The sequence below is a fragment of the Streptomyces sp. NPDC005496 genome (genome assembly GCF_042872045.1).
GTDB lineage: Bacteria > Actinomycetota > Actinomycetes > Streptomycetales > Streptomycetaceae > Streptomyces.
The window spans coordinates 675,062-693,600 of the sequence record NZ_JBIAJQ010000004.1 but is presented as its reverse complement, the minus strand read 5'-3'; the positions used below and the strand labels follow the sequence as shown (position 1 = coordinate 693,600).

Genomic DNA, 18,539 nt, shown 5'->3' with positions numbered 1-18,539 from the left:
CGGAACGCGACGCGGCTGAGGACATCGTCACTCCCGGTGCGCGCCCCGACAAGCTTCGTGACCGTCCTCGTGACGGGCCGCGGCTCGGTCGCCCCGGCCCGTGCCGGTGGGGAGCGCGCGGTCAGGCGAAGTTCACCAGCCTTATGTAGCGGATCCAGTCCCAGTTCGGGCCCGGATCGGTGTGGTCGCTGCCCGGTACCTGGTAGTGACCGAGAATGTGCGCCCGGTCCTTCGGGATCCCGTACTTGTCGCAGACGGCCGCGGTCAGCTTCGCCGACTGTTCGTACATCGCGTCGGTGAAGTAGGAGGGCTGATCCACCCAGCCCTCGTGCTCGATGCCAATACTGCGCGTGTTGTAGTCCCAGTTGCCCGCGTGCCAGGCCACGTCGCGCTCTCGGACGCACTGTGCGACGTGCCCGTCGGACGACCGGACGACGTAGTGCACGGACACCTTCTTCTGCGGGTTCTGGAAGATGGACAGAGTGTCCGGGTACGTCTCCTGCGTGACGTGGATGATCACGTAGTTGAGCCGATAGCTGGTGGGGCGGTTGGACGCCGTGTAGTTGGAGGTGCTCGCCGGCACCCATTCGGCCGCCGGGTAGTCGACGGCCTGCGCCTGGGCTCCTGCCCGGGTGCCGGGCGATAAGGCGTAGGGGACCGCGGCGAGGGCTGCGGCTCCCAGCAGCCTTCGCCGACTGAGGAACGGTCTGGCTCGCTCCATCGATGCGTTCCTTCCAGGTGGGGGGATGGTGCTCGGGGTTCGGGGGCTCAAGGGCTCAAAGGTTCGGTGGCTGGGGATTTGAGGGCTCAGGAGGTCGGGGGGGGAAGTGGGGTAGCAGGGGAGCAGCGGGTGGACTGCCGTGCGTCGTACCGAGGAACGGTGACTCTGTCGGCGCCGGAGGTGGAGCCCGCCCGCAGGCCAGGGTCAGCCACGAAGCGTGGCGGCCGTCTCCCGCAGTCGCGCGTGCAGTCCGCGATGCGTCTCACGCTGGGGCAGCCACTGCTTGCGCAGCTTGGCGACGCACGTGTAGTTGGTGTCGCAGACGTTCGCGAGCGGCGACTCGACCGCCTGGGTCGCGAACTGGTAGGCGTCCAGCTCGCTGAAGCCGTAGTCGCGCACCAGCCACTGGACCAGGTCGAGCTGGGATATCCGGAACGCGTCCTCCAGCGGGCGGGCCGAACCGGTCGAGATGATGTGCGTGTCCGACTCGATGCGCGGCCACGGTGTGGCCACACCTTTCAGCAACTCGACGATCACCACCGTGTTCATGGCGCACTCCACGGCGACTCCACACGTCTCGCCCTCGCCCTGGCGGGCGTGTCCGTCGCCGAGACTGAGCAGCGCGCCCTCGACGTTCACCCCGAGGAAACAGGTCACGCCCGCTCGCATCTCGGGGGTGTCCATGTTCCCGCCATGGGCGTCGGGGACCAGTGCGGACCGTACTTCGAGGTTGGCGGGAGCCACGCCCACGGTGCCGTGCATCGGGTCCATCGGCAGCTCGATCTCGATGTCGCTGTCGCGCGCGCTGAACAGGGCCGTGCGCCGCTCCCGGTCGAGCTGCCAGATCCAGACCGTCTCGGGCAGCGGAGGCTGGAGCGTGGCCGTGGTGTGTGTGGAGGTGAGTGCGCCGAAGAGCGGGACCGTCGTCGACGCCGCCCAGTCCCGGGCCGGCTCGATCGAGACGAAGTGCACCGCGACCGTGTCGCCCGGCTCCGCGCCCTCCACGTGGAAGGGCCCCGTCTGCGGGTTCAGGAACGGGAACTCGCACACCTCGGACACCAGGTCCTTCTCGGACCGCACCCGGCCCGCGAAGCAGTCCTCCGTGTACAGGTCGAGGACGGTGCCGGGTGCGATGCGGGCCACGGGAGGTGCGCCGCCGAACGTCCACGCGTACTCGTCCGGCCGGGGCCGGACCGTCAGGATCCGGGGGTCACTCATGGCTGCACGTCTCCGTTCGCTGTCAGGCCGGGGGAGTCGGACGGTGCGTCGTGGTCGAGGTGGACCCGGGCTGTCCCGGATATGTGCGGCGGCCCACTCCGTACGAGGAGCACGGACATCACCACACCGGCAATCATCCAGACGTCGGCGCCCGGACCCACGTACGACACGGGCGCGGCCGTCTCGGACACGAAGTCGAAGATCGCCGGCGCAGTGTCGAGCGGCACTTGGACGATGGCAAGGACGAAGGCAACGACGTGGACAAGGACGACGACTGGCGGCAGCAGAGGCAGCGGCCGCCGTACTCGTAAGACCCCGCGCGCCCCGATGACCCGCCGCCTGGTGCCGAGTGGCGTCTCCCCTGACATGTGAACCCCCGATCCGCTCGGACACTCAGCCGTCGGCAGGACGGCTGCGCCTCGCGTGAATCACGGTACGGCGCCTGCCGGTTGGGCAGGAAGAGCAAGGCGCCCGTCGGTGGACAACTCCGAGACTGTGGACAACTTCCTCACCCACAAGGGGGAATGGACTACCGCGAGGTCCCCCGACCGGACCTGGATCCCGCACAACTCCGTGCCGTCACAGCGCCGAGAGACGGGCCGGGCGAAGTGGAGTTGGGCGGTGCCGACTGCGGCATCTCTGCCTGGGCGGTGCCGACAGCGGCATCTCTGCCCGCGGTCCCGACAGCGGCGTCTCACCGGCCCCCACGCCAACCACAGCACCCAGTCCTTGGGCTACCTATTCAAGACCGCACAGGCTCGCCGCACCCACACACGACGACACCCGCTGCCCCGCCGTCAAGAACGCCCCGCCACCGCCGCCGGGTCGTCCAGCACCCCCCGCACCACCGAATGCGCGGCGCCCAGCAGCGGCCCCTCGGGGCCGAGCCGGGAGACGGTCACCGCACAGGCGGGACCGGTCGTCCGGCGCCTCAACTCGCCCTCCAGCGAAGGCAGCAGCCAGGGAGCCAGACGGGCCAGGGCGCCGCCGAGCACGACGGTTTCGGGGTCGATCAGATTGACCGCACCGGTCAGGGCGATGCCCAGCGCGGTTCCGGCTCCGCGCAGCGCACGCCGTACGGCCTCGTCGTCGGCGGCGGCCCGTCCCGCCAGCAGCCCGACGCGGTCCTCGACCGGTTCGAGGCCCGCCGCGCGCAGTACGGCGTCCTCGCCGGCGTACTGCTCCAGGCAGCCGCGCCCGCCGCACACGCACTCGGGGCCCTCGGGGCGGACCGGCACGTGTCCGAGCTCGCCGGCGAATCCGCGCGTCCCGCGCAGGAGCCGTCCGTCCACGACCACGGCCCCGCCGATGCCGATCTCCGCCGACACGTGCAGGAAGTCCTGCGGAGTCCCGTCGCCCAGCCAGAGTTCGGCCAGCGCGCCGAAGTTGGCCTCGTTGTCGACCGTCAGTGGCAGTTCGCCGGGGAGCAGTGCGCCGAGGTCGATGCCGTGCCAGTCGAGGTTGGGGGCGCGGACGACGGTGCGGGCGTCACGGGCGACCAGTCCCGGCACGGCGACCGCGAGCCCGGCGGGCCACAGGCCTTCCCGTTCGGCGTCGGCGACCACCTGGCGTACCAGCTCGGTCAGTTCCCCGGTGACCGACTCGGGCGACCGGCCGCGGTTCGCGCCGTGCCGCACGGCCCGCACCCGTATGTCGCCCCGGAGGTCGACCGCGCAGACCGCGAGATGGCCGACGCCGATCTCCGCCCCGATCCCTGCGGGACCGCGACCGCTCACGGCCAGTGCGGAGCCGGGGCGTCCGACGCGCCCGGGGCGTTCCGGACCGAGTTCCTCCAGGAGCCCGGAGCGGATCAGCTCGTCCACCAGCGTCGACACGGCCGCGCGGGTCAGACCGATGCGCGAGGCGACTGCCGCCCGGGACAGCGGCCCCTCGGCGCTGACGGTGTGCATCACGCGCGCGAGGTTGCGGCGGCGCATGCCCTGCTGGGTGTCGGGCAGCCGGCGGCCGGACGGGTGGGCTTCGTGCAGCGGTGCGGTCATGCCTCCGTCAGTCCTCGTCCGGCCGGTCCCCGCGGGGCTGCCCTGGTCAGGCCGACTCTCGTCAGCGCTTGCCCGGTTCCCGCTCCAGCAGCGGGGCCGCGTCGGAGAGTACCCCGGCGATCCTGGCGAGCGTCGCCTCGTCCCGTTCCACGGCGTCGAGCACGGGACCGCGGGCGGTGTCCCAGCGCCGGGCCACCGCCGCCGGGTCCTCGCCGGTCAGCAGTCCGGCGGCCTGTGCGGCGGCGCCCAGTGCGACCAGCTCTCTGGCCTCGGGCACCTGGACGGGCCGTCCCGACAGGCGGCGTACGGTCTCCTGCCACGCCTTGCCCCGCGCGCCTCCGCCGATGAGCAGCAAGGGCGCCGACCGGTCGGCTTCCGGGTCGAGTACGAGGTCCAGTGCGCCGAGGAGGGAGTGGACGGCGCCGTCGTAAGCGGCTTGCAGCAGCTGGCCGCCCGTCGTGTCGTGCCGGAGCCCGTGCAGCAGGCCCGCGGCGTGCGGCAGGTCGGGTGTCCGCTCGCCGTCCAGGTAGGGCAGCAGGGTAACGCCCGCGCCAGGCTCCACAGCTTCGCGGTCCAGTCCGAGCAGCGCGGCGATGCGGTCGACGGCGAGCGTGCAGTTCAGGGTGCAGGCCAGCGGGAGCCAGTCTCCGCGCGCGTCGGCGAAGCCGGCCACGGTGCCGGTCGGGTCGGCGGGACGGTGCGTGGAGACGGCGTAGACCGTGCCTGACGTGCCGAGGCTGAGCACGGCCGTGCCGGGGCGCAGGCCGAGTCCGAGCGCGGCGGCCGCGTTGTCGCCGGTGCCGGCCGCGACGAGGGTGCCCTTGGAGAACGGCAGGTCGGCGGTGTCGCGGACGGTGCCCGCCACCTCGCCGGGGCGCACGACGCGGGGGAGCAGGGCGGGGTCGAGGCCGATGTGCGCGAGGACCTCCGCGTCGTACGACTCCGTCGCGGACGCCCACCAGCCCGTGCCGGAGACGTCACCGCGGTCCGTCGTGCCCTCTCCGGTGAGGCGCTCGGTGAGGTAGTCGTGGGGCAGACGCACGGCCGCGGTGGCGCGGAGGGCCTCCGGCTCGTGCTCGGCGAGCCACGCCCACTTCGTCACCGTGAAGGAGGGCCCGGGCACGCTGCCGCACCGTTCGGCCCACGCCTTGGGTCCGCCGAGCTCCTCGATCAGCCGGCGGGCCTGGGGCGCAGAGCGCACGTCGTTCCACAGGAGCGCCGGGCGCACCGGGTCGCCCGCGGCGTCCAGGGTGACCAGGCCGTGCTGCTGTCCGCCGATCGACACCGCCGCGGCCTCGTGCGCCGCGTCCCCGCACTGGTGGAGGGCCTCCCTGAGGGCGTCCCACCACTGGCGCGGGTCGCTCTCGCGGCCCGCTCCGGAGGAGACGGTGTGCGGCGCCTGTCCGCTCGCCACCACCTGTCCGGTGGATGCGTCGACGACCAGGGCTTTGGTGGACTGGGTGGATGTGTCCACCCCCACGACCAGCGGACCCTCGGCTGCTGACATCGGGCTCTCCCTCTTCCGCGGCTCCGCGGGATCTGTCCTGGTGACGGCGTGTCCCGGGACCACTGTGACCGGGTTTCGTGATTCGTCTCTTCCCAGAGATGCCTCCGCATACTAATTTGTTAAGTGCCATGACGAAATAGTCGGAGCGAAACAGAGCAAGGAGCCGCGGCATGAACTACCAGCCCACCCCCGATGACAGGTTCACCTTCGGCCTGTGGACCGTCGGCTGGCAGGGGAGGGACCCGTTCGGCGACGCCACGCGGCGTGCCCTCGACCCGGTCGAGTCGGTGCAGCGCCTGGCCGAGCTGGGCGCCTACGGAGTCACCTTCCACGACGACGACCTGATCCCCTTCGGGTCCTCGGACACCGAGCGCGAGTCCCACATCAAGCGCTTCCGCCAGGCTCTCGACGCGACCGGCCTGAAGGTGCCGATGGCCACCACCAACCTGTTCACGCACCCCGTGTTCAAGGACGGCGCCTTCACGGCCAACGACCGGGACGTACGCCGCTACGCCCTGCGCAAGACGATCCGCAACGTCGACCTCGCGGTCGAACTCGGTGCCCAGACCTACGTCGCCTGGGGCGGCCGGGAGGGCGCGGAGTCGGGCGCGGCCAAGGACGTGCGCGTCGCCCTCGACCGCATGAAGGAGGCCTTCGATCTCCTGGGCGAGTACGTGACCTCCCAGGGCTACGACCTGCGCTTCGCGATCGAGCCCAAGCCGAACGAGCCGCGCGGCGACATCCTGCTCCCCACGGTCGGCCACGCCCTCGCCTTCATCGAGCGCCTGGAGCGCCCCGAGCTGTACGGCGTCAACCCGGAGGTGGGCCACGAGCAGATGGCCGGCCTGAACTTCCCGCACGGCATCGCCCAGGCACTGTGGGCGGGCAAGCTCTTCCACATCGACCTGAACGGCCAGTCGGGCATCAAGTACGACCAGGACCTGCGCTTCGGCGCGGGCGACCTGCGGTCCGCCTTCTGGCTCGTGGACCTCCTGGAGACCGCCGGCTACGAGGGGCCGAGGCACTTCGACTTCAAGCCGCCGCGGACCGAGGACTTCGACGGCGTGTGGGCGTCCGCTGCGGGCTGCATGCGCAACTACCTCGTCCTGCGCGACCGGGCGGCCGCTTTCCGGGCCGACCCCGAGGTCCAGGAGGCGCTGCGGGCCTCGCGACTGGACGAGCTGGCGCAGCCCACGGCGGCGGACGGTCTGACGGCTCTCCTCGACGACCGGTCGGCGTTCGAGGACTTCGACGTGGAGGAGGCCGCCGCGCGCGGCATGGCCTTCGAGCGGCTGGACCAGCTGGCCATGGACCACCTGCTGGGGGCCCGGGGCTGATCGAGCCCCTGAGGACGAACCGATTGGCGTCTCCAGCCGCTCCTGCTCGCCGCCCGCGCCGGGAATGCTCCGGAACCGTGCCTTCCGTGGCATGAGTCCGTATCAACTCCCGCGCGGGGGTCGCGCACCCGCCGGCACGGGGCGACGCTTGGCGGTATGGCCACGCCACCCTTACCGCCCCAGCCGCCAGGGGGCACGCCGCCCCCGAACCACGGTGGATTCGGTCCGCCGTCCGGGGGCTACGGTCCCCCTCCGGACGGCTACGGGACGCTGCCCGGAGGAGGCGGATACGCCGGCGGAGGCTACGGCCCGCCTCCGGACGGCGGCAACTGGTCGTCCGGGCAGGGCGGCGGTGAGGGCATGCCGCCCCCGCCGCCTGCAGGACCGCCCGGAGGTCCGGCGCCGCGCCGCAACACCCTCTTCCTCGTGATCGCCGTGGTGGTGGCCGTGGGCGTTCTCGCCGCCGTACTCCTGGTGGTCACTCAGGGCGGTGACTCGTCGGACGACAAGTCACCCACCGACAGCGACACGAGGACGGGTCGTTCGCCCGCCCCGTCCCTGAGCATCCCCTCGAAGCTGCCCACGGAGCTTCCGTCGAGACTGCCGTCGGGTCTGCCGAGCAACTTCCCGACGGACTTTCCCAGCGGGCTCCCCAGCGCCCTTCCGAGCGACCTCGAATCGCTCTTCGCGGTCCCGGCGGGCGACGAGATCCCGTACTACATGCTCAAGAAGGGCGACTGCTTCGACGTCGACAGCAGCCTGCCGGGCCAGGCGGCCAGGCAGTCGTGCCGTGAGCCCCACGACGCCGAGGTCGTGCGCGTCGTCGAACTGGAAGGCACCTACGCCTCGGACACAACCCGCAGCGAGGCCGCCTCGGCGCTGTGCGAGAAGACGCTGCGGCGCGAGACGGCCGAACAGCCCGCCGGAACCGTGCGCGGGACCCTCGTGCAGTACCCGGACACCTCCACGTACGACGTCGGCATCGACAACGTCACCTGCAGCCTCGTCGCAGACACGGGCGGAGGCAGCCGCAAACTGACGAAGCCGCTGGCGTGAGGGCACGCGCGCGTAGGCGACCAGCACCACCTACGCGCGCGTGCACGCTGCCCAGCCGAGGTTCAGGCGCGCGCGGGGCCGTACGTTCCCAACAGGTCCAGGCGCGCTACCGTGTCCCTCCGTACGGCACCCCGGTGGGACGCCGGAATCAGATACGGCGCGGCAGCCGCACGTACGTGACCGTCGTCTCGATCCCGCTGTCCACGAGACGGCCCTGCGAGTCGAACGCCTCCGGACCGTCCGTCATCCCGAAGTCGTTGTCGTTGATGAGCGCCAGCGTGTCGTTCCGCACGCGCGCGACACCCTCGATCTTGCCGGGCACCCCGGCCACCTTGCCGAGGTCGACGACCAGGTGCTTGCGCAGCACCGGGACACCCGCGGCGGCCGGGTCGTCGAGCTGCTCCAGGGACGGCGAGGCCGTGTCGTCGTCCCAGGTCCGCCCCAGGATGTCGGCGTCCCGGGTGAGTTCCACCGACTGGAGCCGCGCCGCCTTGTCCGTGCGCTCCTCGACCAGCAGCCGGTTGCCCCCGACGGCGACCACCGAGGAGATCTTCAGTTCCGACGTGTCGTCCTCGCCCGGGTCGACGACGTCCACCGGGTCGAAGCGGTAGGCGTACTCGGCGGTGACCGCGCGCTTCTTCGGCGAGAAGCGCACCAGACGGGTCGTGCGGGAGGCCTCACCAGCGTCGCCGTCCGGCAGGGAGAGCGGGCTCTGCAGCGCCATCACGAGGTCACCGCCGGGGAGTTGGGCGAGCCCTTCGAAACCGCGGTTGATCTTCCGGTGCAGGAAGACGGCCGGCAGCGCCTCGACCACCGGGTAGTCCGCGCCGGTCAGCTTCAGCCCTTCGGGGACGTACCGCGTGAGTACGCGGCCGTGTGCCGACACGTGGAGCAGGGAGGGCCCGTACTCGTCGACGAGCCAGAACGTGCCGTCCGCGGCCCGCACGATCCCCTCGGTGTCCACGCCGTTGGGGTTGTACGCAAGGGGAGTCCGCGCGTCGTAGGAGTACGGAGCCTCGTCGCGTCCGGCCTGGTCGGGCAGCCCCGTGACGGGCTTGCCGGAGGCCGTGGTCAGCGCGATGGCGTCGAGCACCCGTACGGTGTCCCCGGCCACGCGGATCTTGACGATCGCGGGGTCGAAGCCGGGCACGGGGAAGGTGCGGCGCTTCTTGCCGTCGACCTTGATCTGGCCGTTGGGGCCCCGGTCGGTGACGGTCCAGAACTCGTTGTCGCGGCCCGCCGGGTAGATGTCGCTGCCGATGCCTCCGAGATCCGTACCCCTGTCGTCGGACACCGTGCCGGGCAGCAGCCCGTTGCTGAACGTGCCCAGCGGAATGTCTCCGAGCGTCGCGGTCCGGGTCACCCGCGGCTGCTCGGCGTCGCCGTGCGCGCTCGCGGTGCCCGAGCCCGTCAGGGCGGCCAGAACGGCGAGCGGCACTCCTGCGGCGACGGAACGGTGGACGCGGCGTCGGCCGGTGGCGTGCGGGGACATCGGGCCTCCTGGGGCACTGTTTTCGGTGACAGCGGCCAGATTCCGCTGTCCTGCCCAACAGGGCGCGTCCGGCGGGTGAACGGCGCGACACGAGTGGCTGACCGCGCGGCGGAGAACGCGTGGAGGTCGCAGGTGGGACGGGTGTTCACGCATGCCGGGGCGCGTCCACGCGCGCGCCGACGGCCGTCAGGCAGGCACGCGCGCGCGTACGGTGTGCCACGCCTGTCAGTCGTCGCCGAGCACGGACCCCAGGGCGGTGGCCGGGTCCGTGGTGGCCGTGCCCGCGGGCACCCAGCGGCCGCGGTCCTCGGCATACGGCCACCACCGGCCGTCCCGGCCCAGCCGCAACTGCGCGGGCGTGCCGCTCACCGTCCAGCGGTTGCCCGAGCGGTGCAGAGCTGGCCGTTCGCCTTCCTCCCATGCGAACTCCAGGACCGTACGCGCGCGTGCCAGCGACGCGGAGTCCACGGCCCACTCGTCCTCGAGCACGGACAGTGCGGCCGTGCCGCCGTAGCTCCAGGCGCGGACGGCGAGGGCCAGCCCGTCCCTGTCCCGCCCGGATCCGGCGGCGAGCCGGCCGGCGATCCGCTCGTCCGGCGTGCCCGCCGCCAGCCGCACAGCGTCCTGAGCGAGCGTCAGTTCGTCGGCCGGTGGGCGTCGTACGTGCTCGGGGTCGAGCGCGTCCACGAGGAGCACCCGTGCCTCCTCGGCCGCCTGCGCGGCGAGGAATTCGAGGGCGGAGGGCTCCACGCCGGGTGCGGGCGGGGTGTCGGTGTCCAGGGACGGCGGCTGACCCGGTTGTTCGGGCGGTTCGGGCAGGGCGGGGAGGGGCGGCAGGATGTCGCCGGTCGCGTACGCCTCGGCGGCGTCCACACCCTCCGGAGAATGCTGTCGCGGGGAAAACCGGTCCTCGGCGGGTCTGGTGGCGCGTGCCTGGAGGTCGTCCAGCAGGGCGCCTTCGCCACGTCCTCGTATGAGCAGCAGCACGAACGGGTCCTCGTCCAGGAGTCGCGCCAGCTGGTAGCACAGGGCCGCCGTGTGCCCGCAGTGGTCCCAGGAGCCGCAGTCGCACTCCGGTTCCAGCTCACCGACGCCCGGCAGGAGTTCGACGCCGGCCACCGCACCGTCCTCCACCAGGTGCGGCGGCATCTCCCGGTCGAGCAAAGCGGCGACGTGTCCCGCGCGTTCGACGGCGATGTCCAGGAAGCGGCCCCATTGCTCTTCGGAGAGCTCCGGCAACAGGACGTCGGCGCGGTGCGAGGTGCGGTCGCGGTCCTGGACGACTGCCGTGATGCGCCCCGGGCGTACGGACACCGCCCCGACCGCACCCGCGCGCGCGAGGCGGCGCCCGGCCTTCAGCTGGACCGAGTCGAGCGCCGTGTCCTCCAGGGCCTTGAGCCAGGCCCGCCCCCACCAGGTCCGCGCGAAGGCCCGCCCCTGGGCCGGCGGCAACGCCTCGAACGTACGCTCTATGTCGTGGTCGGTCATCGGGCGCCCCCTCGCAGCTCCACCAGGTCGGCCAGTTGCGCGTCCGTCAGCTCGGTCAGCGCCGACTCGCCGGAGCCGAGCACCGCGTCGGCCAACTCCCTTTTGCGGACCAGCATCTCGGCGATCCGGTCCTCGATGGTCCCCTCGGCGATCAGCCGGTGCACCTGCACGGGCCGCGTCTGGCCGATGCGGTAAGCGCGGTCGGTGGCCTGCGCCTCGACGGCCGGATTCCACCAGCGGTCGTAGTGCACGACGTGTTCCGCTCTCGTCAGGTTCAGGCCCGTGCCCGCCGCCTTCAGCGACAGCAGGAAGACGGGGACCTCGCCCTCCTGGAAACGCCGCACCATCCGCTCCCGTTCCTGGACGGGCGTACCCCCGTGCAGGAACTGCGACGGCACACCGCGCGCCGCCAGGTGCCGCTCGATGAGACGCGCCATCCGCACGTACTGCGTGAAGACCAGAACGCCCGCTCCCTCGGAGAGGATGGTGTCGAGCAGTTCGTCCAGCAGCTCCAGCTTTCCCGACCGGCCCGCGATCGTCGGCCGCTCCTCCTTGAGGAACTGGGCGGGGTGGTTGCAGATCTGCTTGAGCCCCGTCAGCAGCTTCACGATCAGACCTCGCCGCGCCATGCTGTCGGCGCCCGCGATCTCCGCCAGCGTCTCGCGCACCACGGCCTCGTAGAGCCCCGTCTGCTCCTTGGTGAGCGACACGGCACGGTCGGTCTCGGTCTTCGGCGGAAGCTCCGGTGCGATGCCCGGGTCCGACTTCCGGCGCCGCAGCAGGAACGGCCGTACGAGCCGCCCCAGCCGCTCGCCGGCCGCGGGGTCCTGCCCGCCCTCCACCGCGTGCGCGTACCGGGTGCGGAAGGCGCCGAGCCCACCGAGGAGTCCTGGTGTCGTCCAGTCGAGGATGGCCCACAGTTCCGACAGGTTGTTCTCCACCGGGGTCCCGGTGAGAGCCACGCGTGCGCGTGCACCGATGGTGCGCAGCGCGCGTGCCGTGGCCGAGTACGGGTTCTTCACGTGCTGCGCCTCGTCCGCCACGACCATGCCCCACGGCACGCCGGCGAGTCGCGGCGCGTCGAGCCGCATCGTGCCGTACGTGGTCAGCACGAACTCCCCGTCGGCCAGGTCTTCGAGGTCGCGGCGGGAACCGTGGAAACGCCGCACGGGGACCCCGGGCGCGAATCGCTCGATCTCGCGCTGCCAGTTGCCCAACAGGGACGTCGGGCAGACGACGAGGGTGGGTCCGGCCGAGGACTCGTCGCTCTGCCGGTGCAGGTGCAGCGCGATCAGCGTGATCGTCTTGCCCAGCCCCATGTCGTCGGCCAGGCAGCCGCCGAGGCCCAGCGAGGTCATCCGGGCGAGCCAGCTGAGACCCCTGACCTGGTAGTCCCGGAGCGTCGCGGCGAGGGCGGCGGGCTGGCCGACGGGGTCCTGCGCCTCCGGGTCCGCGAGCCGCTCCCGCAGTGTCGCCAACCAGCCGGTGGGCCGCACCTCGACCCGGCGGCCGTCGACCTCCGTGGAACCGGTCAGGGCGGCGCTGAGCGCGTCGACGGGCGTGAGCTTGCGGTCCTGCTGCGACCGGGCACGGCGGACCTCCTCCGGATCCACCAGAACCCACTGGTCGCGCAGGCGCACCACCGGCCGGCTCGCCTCCGCCAGCCGGTCCAGCTCCTGGCGGGTGAGCTGCTGATCTCCCAGCGCGAAGCGCCAGTTGAAGCTGAGCAACGCGTCCGCGGACAGGAAGGACGGCGTGTCGGCCCGCATCCGGCCAGCGCCTTCCTCGTCCTCGGAGGGGCCGACGACCGCCCGGGCGGTGAGCTTGCGCGCCAGTTCCTTCGGCCAGTGCACCTCGACCCCGGCGGCGCCCAGCATCCGGGCGCCCTCACCCAGGAGTTCGGTGACCTCTTCGTCGGCCAGCTCGAGGGCGTCCGGCTCCGCCGCCGACAGCAGGGGTGTCAGCGGGGCCCAGGACCGGGCCGCGCGGCGCAGTGCCAGCAGGGTGTCCATCCGCGCGCGTGGGCCGAACGCCTGGGAGCCGGCCCAGATCGCCGCGGCGTCCGCGACGAGCGCCGGGTCGTCGGCACTGTGCACCTGCAGCATGGCACGGAAGGGCAGACGGTCGCCGTCCGAGGTGGTCGACACCAGTCCCGGCACCTCGATGCGCAACGAGACCCGCACGCCGGCGTCGTGTCCGGCGGCCACGTCCGCGGCCCAGGCGCGCTGCTCCGGCACGTGCCGCGGTTCCGGGGCGGCGAAGGCCGGGCCGCCCGCCGCCAGGCGTGCCGCGGGGGACCGGGGCAAGGTGTCGGCGACGGCGTCGAGGAAGGCGCGCAGCAGCAGCTCCGGCTCGGGCAGCCGCAGCGGTTCCCGCTCGTCCAACGGCACCGCGTGGGCTTCCGGCGGCATGGCGGCAGCCAGATCGCGCATCCGCGTCAGGTCCTCCGCGCGGAGCGGGCCCGCACGCCACGCGTCGTGGTCGTCCGGGGTCAGGCCGGGCAGCAGCAGCCCTCGTGCCGCGAGTTGCAGGGCGAACACGGCCGCCGCGCCCCAGAACGCCGTCGCCCGGTGGGCCCGCGCGGCGGCACGCGCGCGTGTGAGCACCGGCAGGGCGGAACGCACCGGCAGCAGGACGGCGGGCACGGTCACCAGCTCGATCCCCTCGGCACCGGGCAGGGCGACCGCGAGGTCCTCAGCCGACCGGGACTCGACGACGGGCGGCCCTTCGCCGCCGGGCGTCCAGAAGGCGATCCGCCCGGTACGTGCCGGGTCGGCGGGGACGAACACGGCACGGCAGCGCGCCAGTTCGGCGATCTCGGCGGGGGAGGTGACAGGGGGTGTCTGCTCGGCGATGGCGCGTTCCTCAAATTTGACTAGCCGGGTCGAGTCGCCGAGGGTACAGCACCCGCGCCCGAGAACGGAAAGGTGCGGCCGGGTGTCCCGGGTCACGCGCACCCCCCGTAGGTGTGGACAACCCCCCTGGCGGCACAGTGCTGGCCCCCCGTGTACCCGGGTGGTGGCGCCATGGTTTCCGAGCGGTGCGCATACGTACGTTTCACAAGGTCAGCGCATGTCATGAGAGACCGGAGACCCACATGCCCCTGAGTGCCGCGGCCGTCGAGACGCACCCTTCGGAGGCCGTTCCCGGACCGCCCGCTGGAAGCGACTTCGCACCCCTCCTGAGGACCGTCCGGGCCCGGCACCTCCTGGAGCGCCGGCGCGGCTGGTACGCCCGCGCGATCGCCGTCAACGCCCTGTCACTGGTGGGCGTCGTCACCGGCATAGCCCTCGCCGGTGCCTCCTGGTGGGTCCTGCTTCTGGCTCCGGTCCTTGCCGTGCTCTGCGCACGGTCGGCCTTCATAGGCCACGACGCGGGACACGCGCAGATCACCGGCGACAAGGCGGTCGGCCGCCTGATCGGCCTCGTCCACGGCAATCTCCTCCTGGGCATGAGCTACGCCTGGTGGAACGACAAGCACTCCCGCCATCACGCCAACCCCAACCACGTGGACAAGGACCCGGACGTCGTCGCGGACGTCCTGGTGTTCACCAGCGCGCAGGCCGCCGAGCGCTCGGGTTTCCGGCGCTGGCTCACCCGCAACCAGGCCTGGCTCTTCTTCCCGCTCACCCTCCTCGAAGGCATCGCCCTCAAGATCCACGGGTTCCGGGACCTGCGTCGACAGCCCCCGCGTGAGAGGACGGTCGAGGCCCTGTTGCTCGTCGCCCACGTCGCGGCCTACGCGACACTGCTGCTCACCACCATGTCCCTCGGCAAGGCCCTCGCCTTCGCCGCCCTGCACCAGGCGCTCTTCGGCCTCCACCTCGGTCTCGCCTTCGCGCCCAACCACAAGGGCATGGAGATGCCCGACCCGGACGGCGAACGCTGGGGCCATCTGCGCCGCCAGGTGCTCACCTCGCGGAACATCCGCGGCGGAGCGCTGACCGACTGGTTCCTCGGCGGCCTCAACTACCAGATCGAGCACCACCTCTTCCCGAGCATGCCCCGGCCGCACCTCCGACTGGCCCGGCCTCTGGTGCGCGCCCACTGCGCGGAGTTGGGTATCCCTTACGCGGAGACCGGGCTCGTCGACTCCTATCGGCAGGCGCTGCGCCACATGTACGAGGTCGGAGAACCCCTCAGGGTCGAGTAGCGAGGGGATCTCAGGGGAGAGTCGGGGTCGCGACTCAGGGGTCTCTCGGGGTCGCGTTCCGGAACCGCGCGGAGCGCCGATCCGTTTTCACGACAGAGAGCGGCCGGTGGCCGCGAAGGAGGCGACACACACATGTCGAAGAACGCGAAGGTCGTCGCAGGCGGAGTGGGGATCGGGATCGTCCTGCTGATCCTGCTTCCGGCGGTGGGTGTGCCCTGGTGGATCGCTTTCCTGATCGTGCTGGGCATACCCACCGCCGCCTACCTGACGCTCGACCCCTCACAGCGGCGCAGGCTGCGCCGTGCCGGTCGCAAGGAGCTCGGCCGCTGAAGGGCTACCGAGGCGATGCGGTCTCCTCCAGAGAGCAGGAGTTGACCACGTCGCCGCTCGCTGGCCTGCCGACGGTGTGGTCAGCGGGGGGCCGCGTTCCTCGCTCGACCCAGACGGTCAGCGCGTGGAAGGCGGAGCGGTAGCAGGGCAGGATCGGCCGCAGGCGGTCGGGATACGTGTCGTACAGCCCGTCGACGTGCGTCCCGTCCTCCACGGAGTAGTAGCGGTGCCGCTGCCCCCGGCCACTGTCGTCGACCATGCGCGCGTACACGTCGGAGTCCGCGGTCTTCGGCAGCAGCGCGTCCAGATCGCCGTGCAGGGTGATCAGCGGCCGGCCGATCCGTCCGGTCAGAGCCACGCGCGCGACGGCCCGGTGCACGGACGCCGGGCGGGACGCGTAGTCGTACGTGGCGTCGCTCGGGCACGGCGCCAGGATCTGTTCCACGGTGGACCCGGCGGACGCTCCAGGGCATCCGGCGTCATAGGCCGGGTCGAACTCGGCGCGGTAGATCTTCTGCGTGACGCCCCAATAGGCCTGCTCGTGGTACGGCCACAGGAAGGCGGAGCGGGGCGAGAAGCCCACCGCCTCCATGTCGCCGTCGTCCGCCGCGCCGAGCGTTCTGGCCACCGCGGTCGGCAGCGAGGTGAGGAGGCTCGGCCCTTCGGCGGTCCACAGCGCGCCCTCCCAGTCCACCCCACCGTCGTACAGCTCGGCGTGGTTCTCCAGCTGCCATCGGGTGAGGTAGCCGCCGTTGGAGATCCCGGTCATGTACGTGCGGCGGGGTGCGTGGCCGTAGCGCTGGGCCACCGCCTTCCTGGCGGCACGCGTGAGCTGGGTGGTCCGCCGGTTCCACTCAGCCACGGCGTCTCCCGGCCGACTTCCGTCGCGGTAGAAGTCGGGCCCGCTGTTGCCCTTGTCGGTGGCCGCGTACGCGTATCCCTGTGCCAGCACCTGATCGGAGATGGCCGTGTCCGTGGCGTACTGCTTGCGAGTGCCCGGGGCGCCCGTGACGACGAGGCCCCCGTTCCAGTGGTCGGGCAGCCGGATCACGAACTGCGCGTCGTGGCGCCAGCCGTGCGTGGCGTTGAAGCCCGAGTTGTCCGGAAAGTAGCCGTCGATCTGTGTCCCGGGCACGCCGGAGGGGTTGGTCGTGCCCTTGGCGGTGAGCCCCGCCTGGTCGGCCATGTCCGTGTACGGCGTGCCGGCGAGCCCGGCGGTGGTCAGGTCTTCCAGACACGCGCTCTGCTGGAACGCGGCACCGGGCACCCGTACGGCATTCTGCCGCTCGCAGTGGTCGGCGCCCGCCGCCGCGGCTCCCGCCGGGACGGGCCCGGTAAGGGTCAGTGCCAGGGCGGTGGCGGCGAGCAGGGGAACACGGCGGGACGGGCGCATGACCGGCCTCCAGGGGGACGGGAGCTTGGGGCTGCCCCATGCTGCGATCCCGTCCGGTCGTCCACCATGGGTGCGGACCACATGGGACGCGTCGCGGGTGTGGGGGTTCACGACCCCGTTTCAGCGCACCGCCGAGCTGCGGCGTGCGCCACCCCACACTGAGTCCACGACTCGCCCTGCGGCCCGGCGACGGCCGAGGCTGCTCGGCTCGCGCCCCTCGCCAACTCCGGTGCCGGGGGCGACATCCGACCGTCCTACGCCGGTCGGGGCGGGCTTCGGTGGAGTCGGACGTCGGGCATGCCAGCCGGGCACGCCGGGCGTCGGGCACGCCCCACTCCCGTCACGTCATGCTGGAGTGCGGCCCCATGTAGCCCCGCCACACTGCGGTCCGCGCGCGAGCGCTGGCGCTCGGACGGCCCTCGCCTGCGGCCCCACCCGTGCGGCTCCGTCAGGCCGGACGTACCGCCATCTTGTCGAGGGCCTCCAGGAGCCCGGGCAGCTGGGCACCGCGGCCGATCGGCAGGACCTCGCCGGGTTCCTCGTCCAGCAGTACGAAGGCGATGTCGTCGGTCCGCGCGACCATGGACCAGCCGGGGCCGTCGGCCCGCAGCGTCCGCGCGTCACCCGGGGCGAAGGAGGACCGGACGCGGCCGAGCGGCGGCGCCTTCTCCACGTAGGCGTGCGCCTCGGCCAGTACCCGGCGGATGCCGTCGCGCGGCCCGGTCTTCGTCTCGCCGTCCGCCTCCTCCGAGGCGATGGAGGCCCCCTCGGCTCCTTCTGCGCTTCCGGGGTCCGCGAACTGGTCCTCGGGGATCTGCTCCCGCCACACAGCCCACTGCAGGGCGATCTCGTCGGCACCGAGGCGACGCTGGGCGGGGCCCCAGACGCTGGTGTCCGGCGGTGCCAGCGGAGGGCGTTCGGCGACCTCGGGCTCGGGATCGTGCGGGGCCGGCACACCGGGAGCCGCAACGGCGACCGCGAGCGGCCAGCCGGGCAGCGCGGCCACCACGGTGCGCTCGTCGGGCGACAGTTCGTACTCGATGCCGCAGTCCCATGACGCGATGGCCACCGCGACCAGTGAGACGTCGTCGATCACGACCGTCCACCGCGCACCGTCGGAGTCCTGACCCAGCACCAAGCCGTACCCGTCGGCGAGCGGTGCCAGATCGAGCGCCGCGCATGCCTCCGGATAGTCGTCACCCAGCACGCTGGGGAACTGCGCGGGCGTCAGCAGCACCGCGGTCAGCACGTAGAGCGCGTCGTCGTCCTCGGCGGCGACGGCGTTCTCGCCCGTCCCGGCCATCCCAGCCTCCCCATCGCTTCATCCGTCGGCGCACCTTAATGCGGTGGTGAGCCGGTTGTCACGAGGGGGAGGCGCACCCGGAGCTGCAGTTATCCGGCTGGAAAGGGGCGAATCGACCGCCGGGTGCTCGGGATCAGGCCGCCGGCAGCCCCAGGAGGGACCGTGCCACCGTCCGCGGCGACTCGTCCCGTTCGCGCGCCAGTGCGATGACGGCGCGACAGGCGAGTTCGCTCACCCCGAACGACAGCGCCTCCGGCGACACCCAGGCCGCGGCCTCGTCGATCCGGTCCTGGTCGTCGTCGGCGCAGGCCGCCACATAGGCCGCGGCCGCCTCGAAGAGATTGTGCGCGCGCTTCGCGGGCCGCTGCTTCCCCGTTTCCCGGCTCTCGTCGCGCTCCGAGGGGCCTTGGCTCCAGAGCCTGCGCATCCTGCCGAACAAGTCGGACATCGGCCCACCTTCCCCCGGTGCGATGCACCATGGCTTCGAGGACGGCGGCCCGGCCGCCTTCGTCGATCTGTAGCTGATCGTCCATCTGCTGCT

Annotated in this window: 15 protein-coding genes; 4 read left to right on the top strand and 11 right to left on the bottom strand. The window is 72.2% G+C overall.

Going from position 1 to position 18,539, the window contains the following annotated elements:
- Positions 1-121: 121 nt before the first annotated feature.
- From ACFYQQ_RS15425 to xylB, 5 genes are all read right to left on the bottom strand, one after another.
- Positions 122-721 carry an N-acetylmuramoyl-L-alanine amidase gene (locus ACFYQQ_RS15425; protein WP_355787736.1) on the bottom strand — a complete coding sequence of 200 codons (600 nt, stop codon included), beginning with the start codon at positions 719-721 and terminating at the stop codon, positions 122-124.
- 204 nt (positions 722-925) lie between these two features.
- The gene (locus ACFYQQ_RS15420) at positions 926-1,939 is read right to left on the bottom strand and encodes an acetamidase/formamidase family protein (RefSeq protein WP_355787733.1); all 1,014 of its coding nucleotides are present in this window, start codon (positions 1,937-1,939) and stop codon (positions 926-928) included.
- Entirely contained in the window at positions 1,936-2,166 is a 231-nt protein-coding gene (locus tag ACFYQQ_RS15415; RefSeq protein ID WP_355787731.1) for a hypothetical protein, read from the bottom strand. The genes ACFYQQ_RS15420 and ACFYQQ_RS15415 overlap by 4 nt, the downstream gene beginning before the upstream one ends.
- Positions 2,167-2,736: 570 nt before the next feature.
- Positions 2,737-3,939 (bottom strand): ROK family transcriptional regulator, encoded by a 1,203-nt coding sequence (locus tag ACFYQQ_RS15410; protein ID WP_355787729.1) that lies wholly within the window; start codon positions 3,937-3,939, stop codon positions 2,737-2,739.
- A gap of 61 nt (positions 3,940-4,000) precedes the next feature.
- Positions 4,001-5,446 (bottom strand): xylulokinase, encoded by a 1,446-nt coding sequence (xylB, locus tag ACFYQQ_RS15405; protein ID WP_356164483.1) that lies wholly within the window; start codon positions 5,444-5,446, stop codon positions 4,001-4,003.
- 170 nt (positions 5,447-5,616) lie between these two features.
- On the opposite strand from xylB, the gene xylA reads away from it, so the two are divergent.
- Together xylA and ACFYQQ_RS15395 are read left to right on the top strand one after the other, a co-directional pair.
- Positions 5,617-6,783 (top strand): xylose isomerase, encoded by a 1,167-nt coding sequence (gene xylA, locus ACFYQQ_RS15400; RefSeq protein ID WP_355795027.1) that lies wholly within the window; start codon positions 5,617-5,619, stop codon positions 6,781-6,783.
- Positions 6,784-7,209: 426 nt separating this feature from the next.
- Positions 7,210-7,839 carry a hypothetical protein gene (locus ACFYQQ_RS15395; protein WP_388904758.1) on the top strand — a complete coding sequence of 210 codons (630 nt, stop codon included), beginning with the start codon at positions 7,210-7,212 and terminating at the stop codon, positions 7,837-7,839.
- Positions 7,840-7,987: 148 nt separating this feature from the next.
- Here the strand turns inward: ACFYQQ_RS15395 and ACFYQQ_RS15390 are convergent, their stop codons facing one another.
- The 3 genes from ACFYQQ_RS15390 to ACFYQQ_RS15380 all read right to left on the bottom strand — a co-directional run bounded on the left by ACFYQQ_RS15390 (position 7,988) and on the right by ACFYQQ_RS15380 (position 13,608).
- Positions 7,988-9,331 (bottom strand): esterase-like activity of phytase family protein, encoded by a 1,344-nt coding sequence (locus tag ACFYQQ_RS15390; protein ID WP_388904757.1) that lies wholly within the window; start codon positions 9,329-9,331, stop codon positions 7,988-7,990.
- A 225-nt stretch (positions 9,332-9,556) separates the two neighbouring features.
- Complete coding sequence (locus ACFYQQ_RS15385) at positions 9,557-10,819, bottom strand: SWF or SNF family helicase (protein ID WP_388904756.1); 1,263 nt, start codon at positions 10,817-10,819, stop codon at positions 9,557-9,559.
- Entirely contained in the window at positions 10,816-13,608 is a 2,793-nt protein-coding gene (locus tag ACFYQQ_RS15380; protein ID WP_388904788.1) for a DEAD/DEAH box helicase, read from the bottom strand. The genes ACFYQQ_RS15385 and ACFYQQ_RS15380 overlap by 4 nt, the downstream gene beginning before the upstream one ends.
- Before the next feature lie 308 nt (positions 13,609-13,916).
- Here ACFYQQ_RS15380 and ACFYQQ_RS15375 point away from each other — a divergent pair, with 308 nt between their 5' ends.
- Both ACFYQQ_RS15375 and ACFYQQ_RS15370 read left to right on the top strand, forming a co-directional pair.
- A complete protein-coding gene (locus tag ACFYQQ_RS15375) occupies positions 13,917-14,972 on the top strand; it encodes an acyl-CoA desaturase (protein WP_355788684.1) in 1,056 nt (351 codons plus the stop codon).
- A gap of 132 nt (positions 14,973-15,104) precedes the next feature.
- A complete protein-coding gene (locus ACFYQQ_RS15370; protein ID WP_355782941.1) occupies positions 15,105-15,302 on the top strand; it encodes a hypothetical protein in 198 nt (65 codons plus the stop codon).
- A 4-nt stretch (positions 15,303-15,306) separates the two neighbouring features.
- Here ACFYQQ_RS15370 and ACFYQQ_RS15365 read toward each other — a convergent pair whose 3' ends face one another.
- The 3 genes from ACFYQQ_RS15365 to ACFYQQ_RS15355 all read right to left on the bottom strand — a co-directional run bounded on the left by ACFYQQ_RS15365 (position 15,307) and on the right by ACFYQQ_RS15355 (position 18,437).
- Positions 15,307-16,695, bottom strand: a complete 1,389-nt coding sequence (locus ACFYQQ_RS15365) for a tannase/feruloyl esterase family alpha/beta hydrolase (RefSeq protein ID WP_355782917.1) — start codon at positions 16,693-16,695, stop codon at positions 15,307-15,309.
- Between the two features lie 448 nt (positions 16,696-17,143).
- On the bottom strand, positions 17,144-17,998 hold the full coding sequence (locus ACFYQQ_RS15360; RefSeq protein ID WP_356164471.1) for a hypothetical protein: 855 nt from the start codon (positions 17,996-17,998) through the stop codon (positions 17,144-17,146).
- Positions 17,999-18,131: 133 nt separating this feature from the next.
- A complete protein-coding gene (locus tag ACFYQQ_RS15355; RefSeq protein WP_388904787.1) occupies positions 18,132-18,437 on the bottom strand; it encodes a hypothetical protein in 306 nt (101 codons plus the stop codon).
- Positions 18,438-18,539: the final 102 nt, after the last annotated feature.

What these genes read in the sequence shown, in the direction of transcription:
- xylA (WP_355795027.1), top strand. Translation starts at nt 5,617, where the DNA reads ATGAACTACCAGCCCACCCCCGATGACAGGTTCACCTTCGGCCTGTGG.
- ACFYQQ_RS15365 (WP_355782917.1), bottom strand. Translation starts at nt 16,695, where the DNA reads ATGCGCCCGTCCCGCCGTGTTCCCCTGCTCGCCGCCACCGCCCTGGCA.
- ACFYQQ_RS15370 (WP_355782941.1), top strand. Translation starts at nt 15,105, where the DNA reads ATGTCGAAGAACGCGAAGGTCGTCGCAGGCGGAGTGGGGATCGGGATC.
- ACFYQQ_RS15390 (WP_388904757.1), bottom strand. Translation starts at nt 9,331, where the DNA reads ATGTCCCCGCACGCCACCGGCCGACGCCGCGTCCACCGTTCCGTCGCC.
- xylB (WP_356164483.1), bottom strand. Translation starts at nt 5,446, where the DNA reads ATGTCAGCAGCCGAGGGTCCGCTGGTCGTGGGGGTGGACACATCCACC.
- ACFYQQ_RS15375 (WP_355788684.1), top strand. Translation starts at nt 13,917, where the DNA reads ATGCCCCTGAGTGCCGCGGCCGTCGAGACGCACCCTTCGGAGGCCGTT.
- ACFYQQ_RS15425 (WP_355787736.1), bottom strand. Translation starts at nt 721, where the DNA reads ATGGAGCGAGCCAGACCGTTCCTCAGTCGGCGAAGGCTGCTGGGAGCC.
- ACFYQQ_RS15385 (WP_388904756.1), bottom strand. Translation starts at nt 10,819, where the DNA reads ATGACCGACCACGACATAGAGCGTACGTTCGAGGCGTTGCCGCCGGCC.
- ACFYQQ_RS15360 (WP_356164471.1), bottom strand. Translation starts at nt 17,998, where the DNA reads ATGGCCGGGACGGGCGAGAACGCCGTCGCCGCCGAGGACGACGACGCG.
- ACFYQQ_RS15420 (WP_355787733.1), bottom strand. Translation starts at nt 1,939, where the DNA reads ATGAGTGACCCCCGGATCCTGACGGTCCGGCCCCGGCCGGACGAGTAC.
- ACFYQQ_RS15410 (WP_355787729.1), bottom strand. Translation starts at nt 3,939, where the DNA reads ATGACCGCACCGCTGCACGAAGCCCACCCGTCCGGCCGCCGGCTGCCC.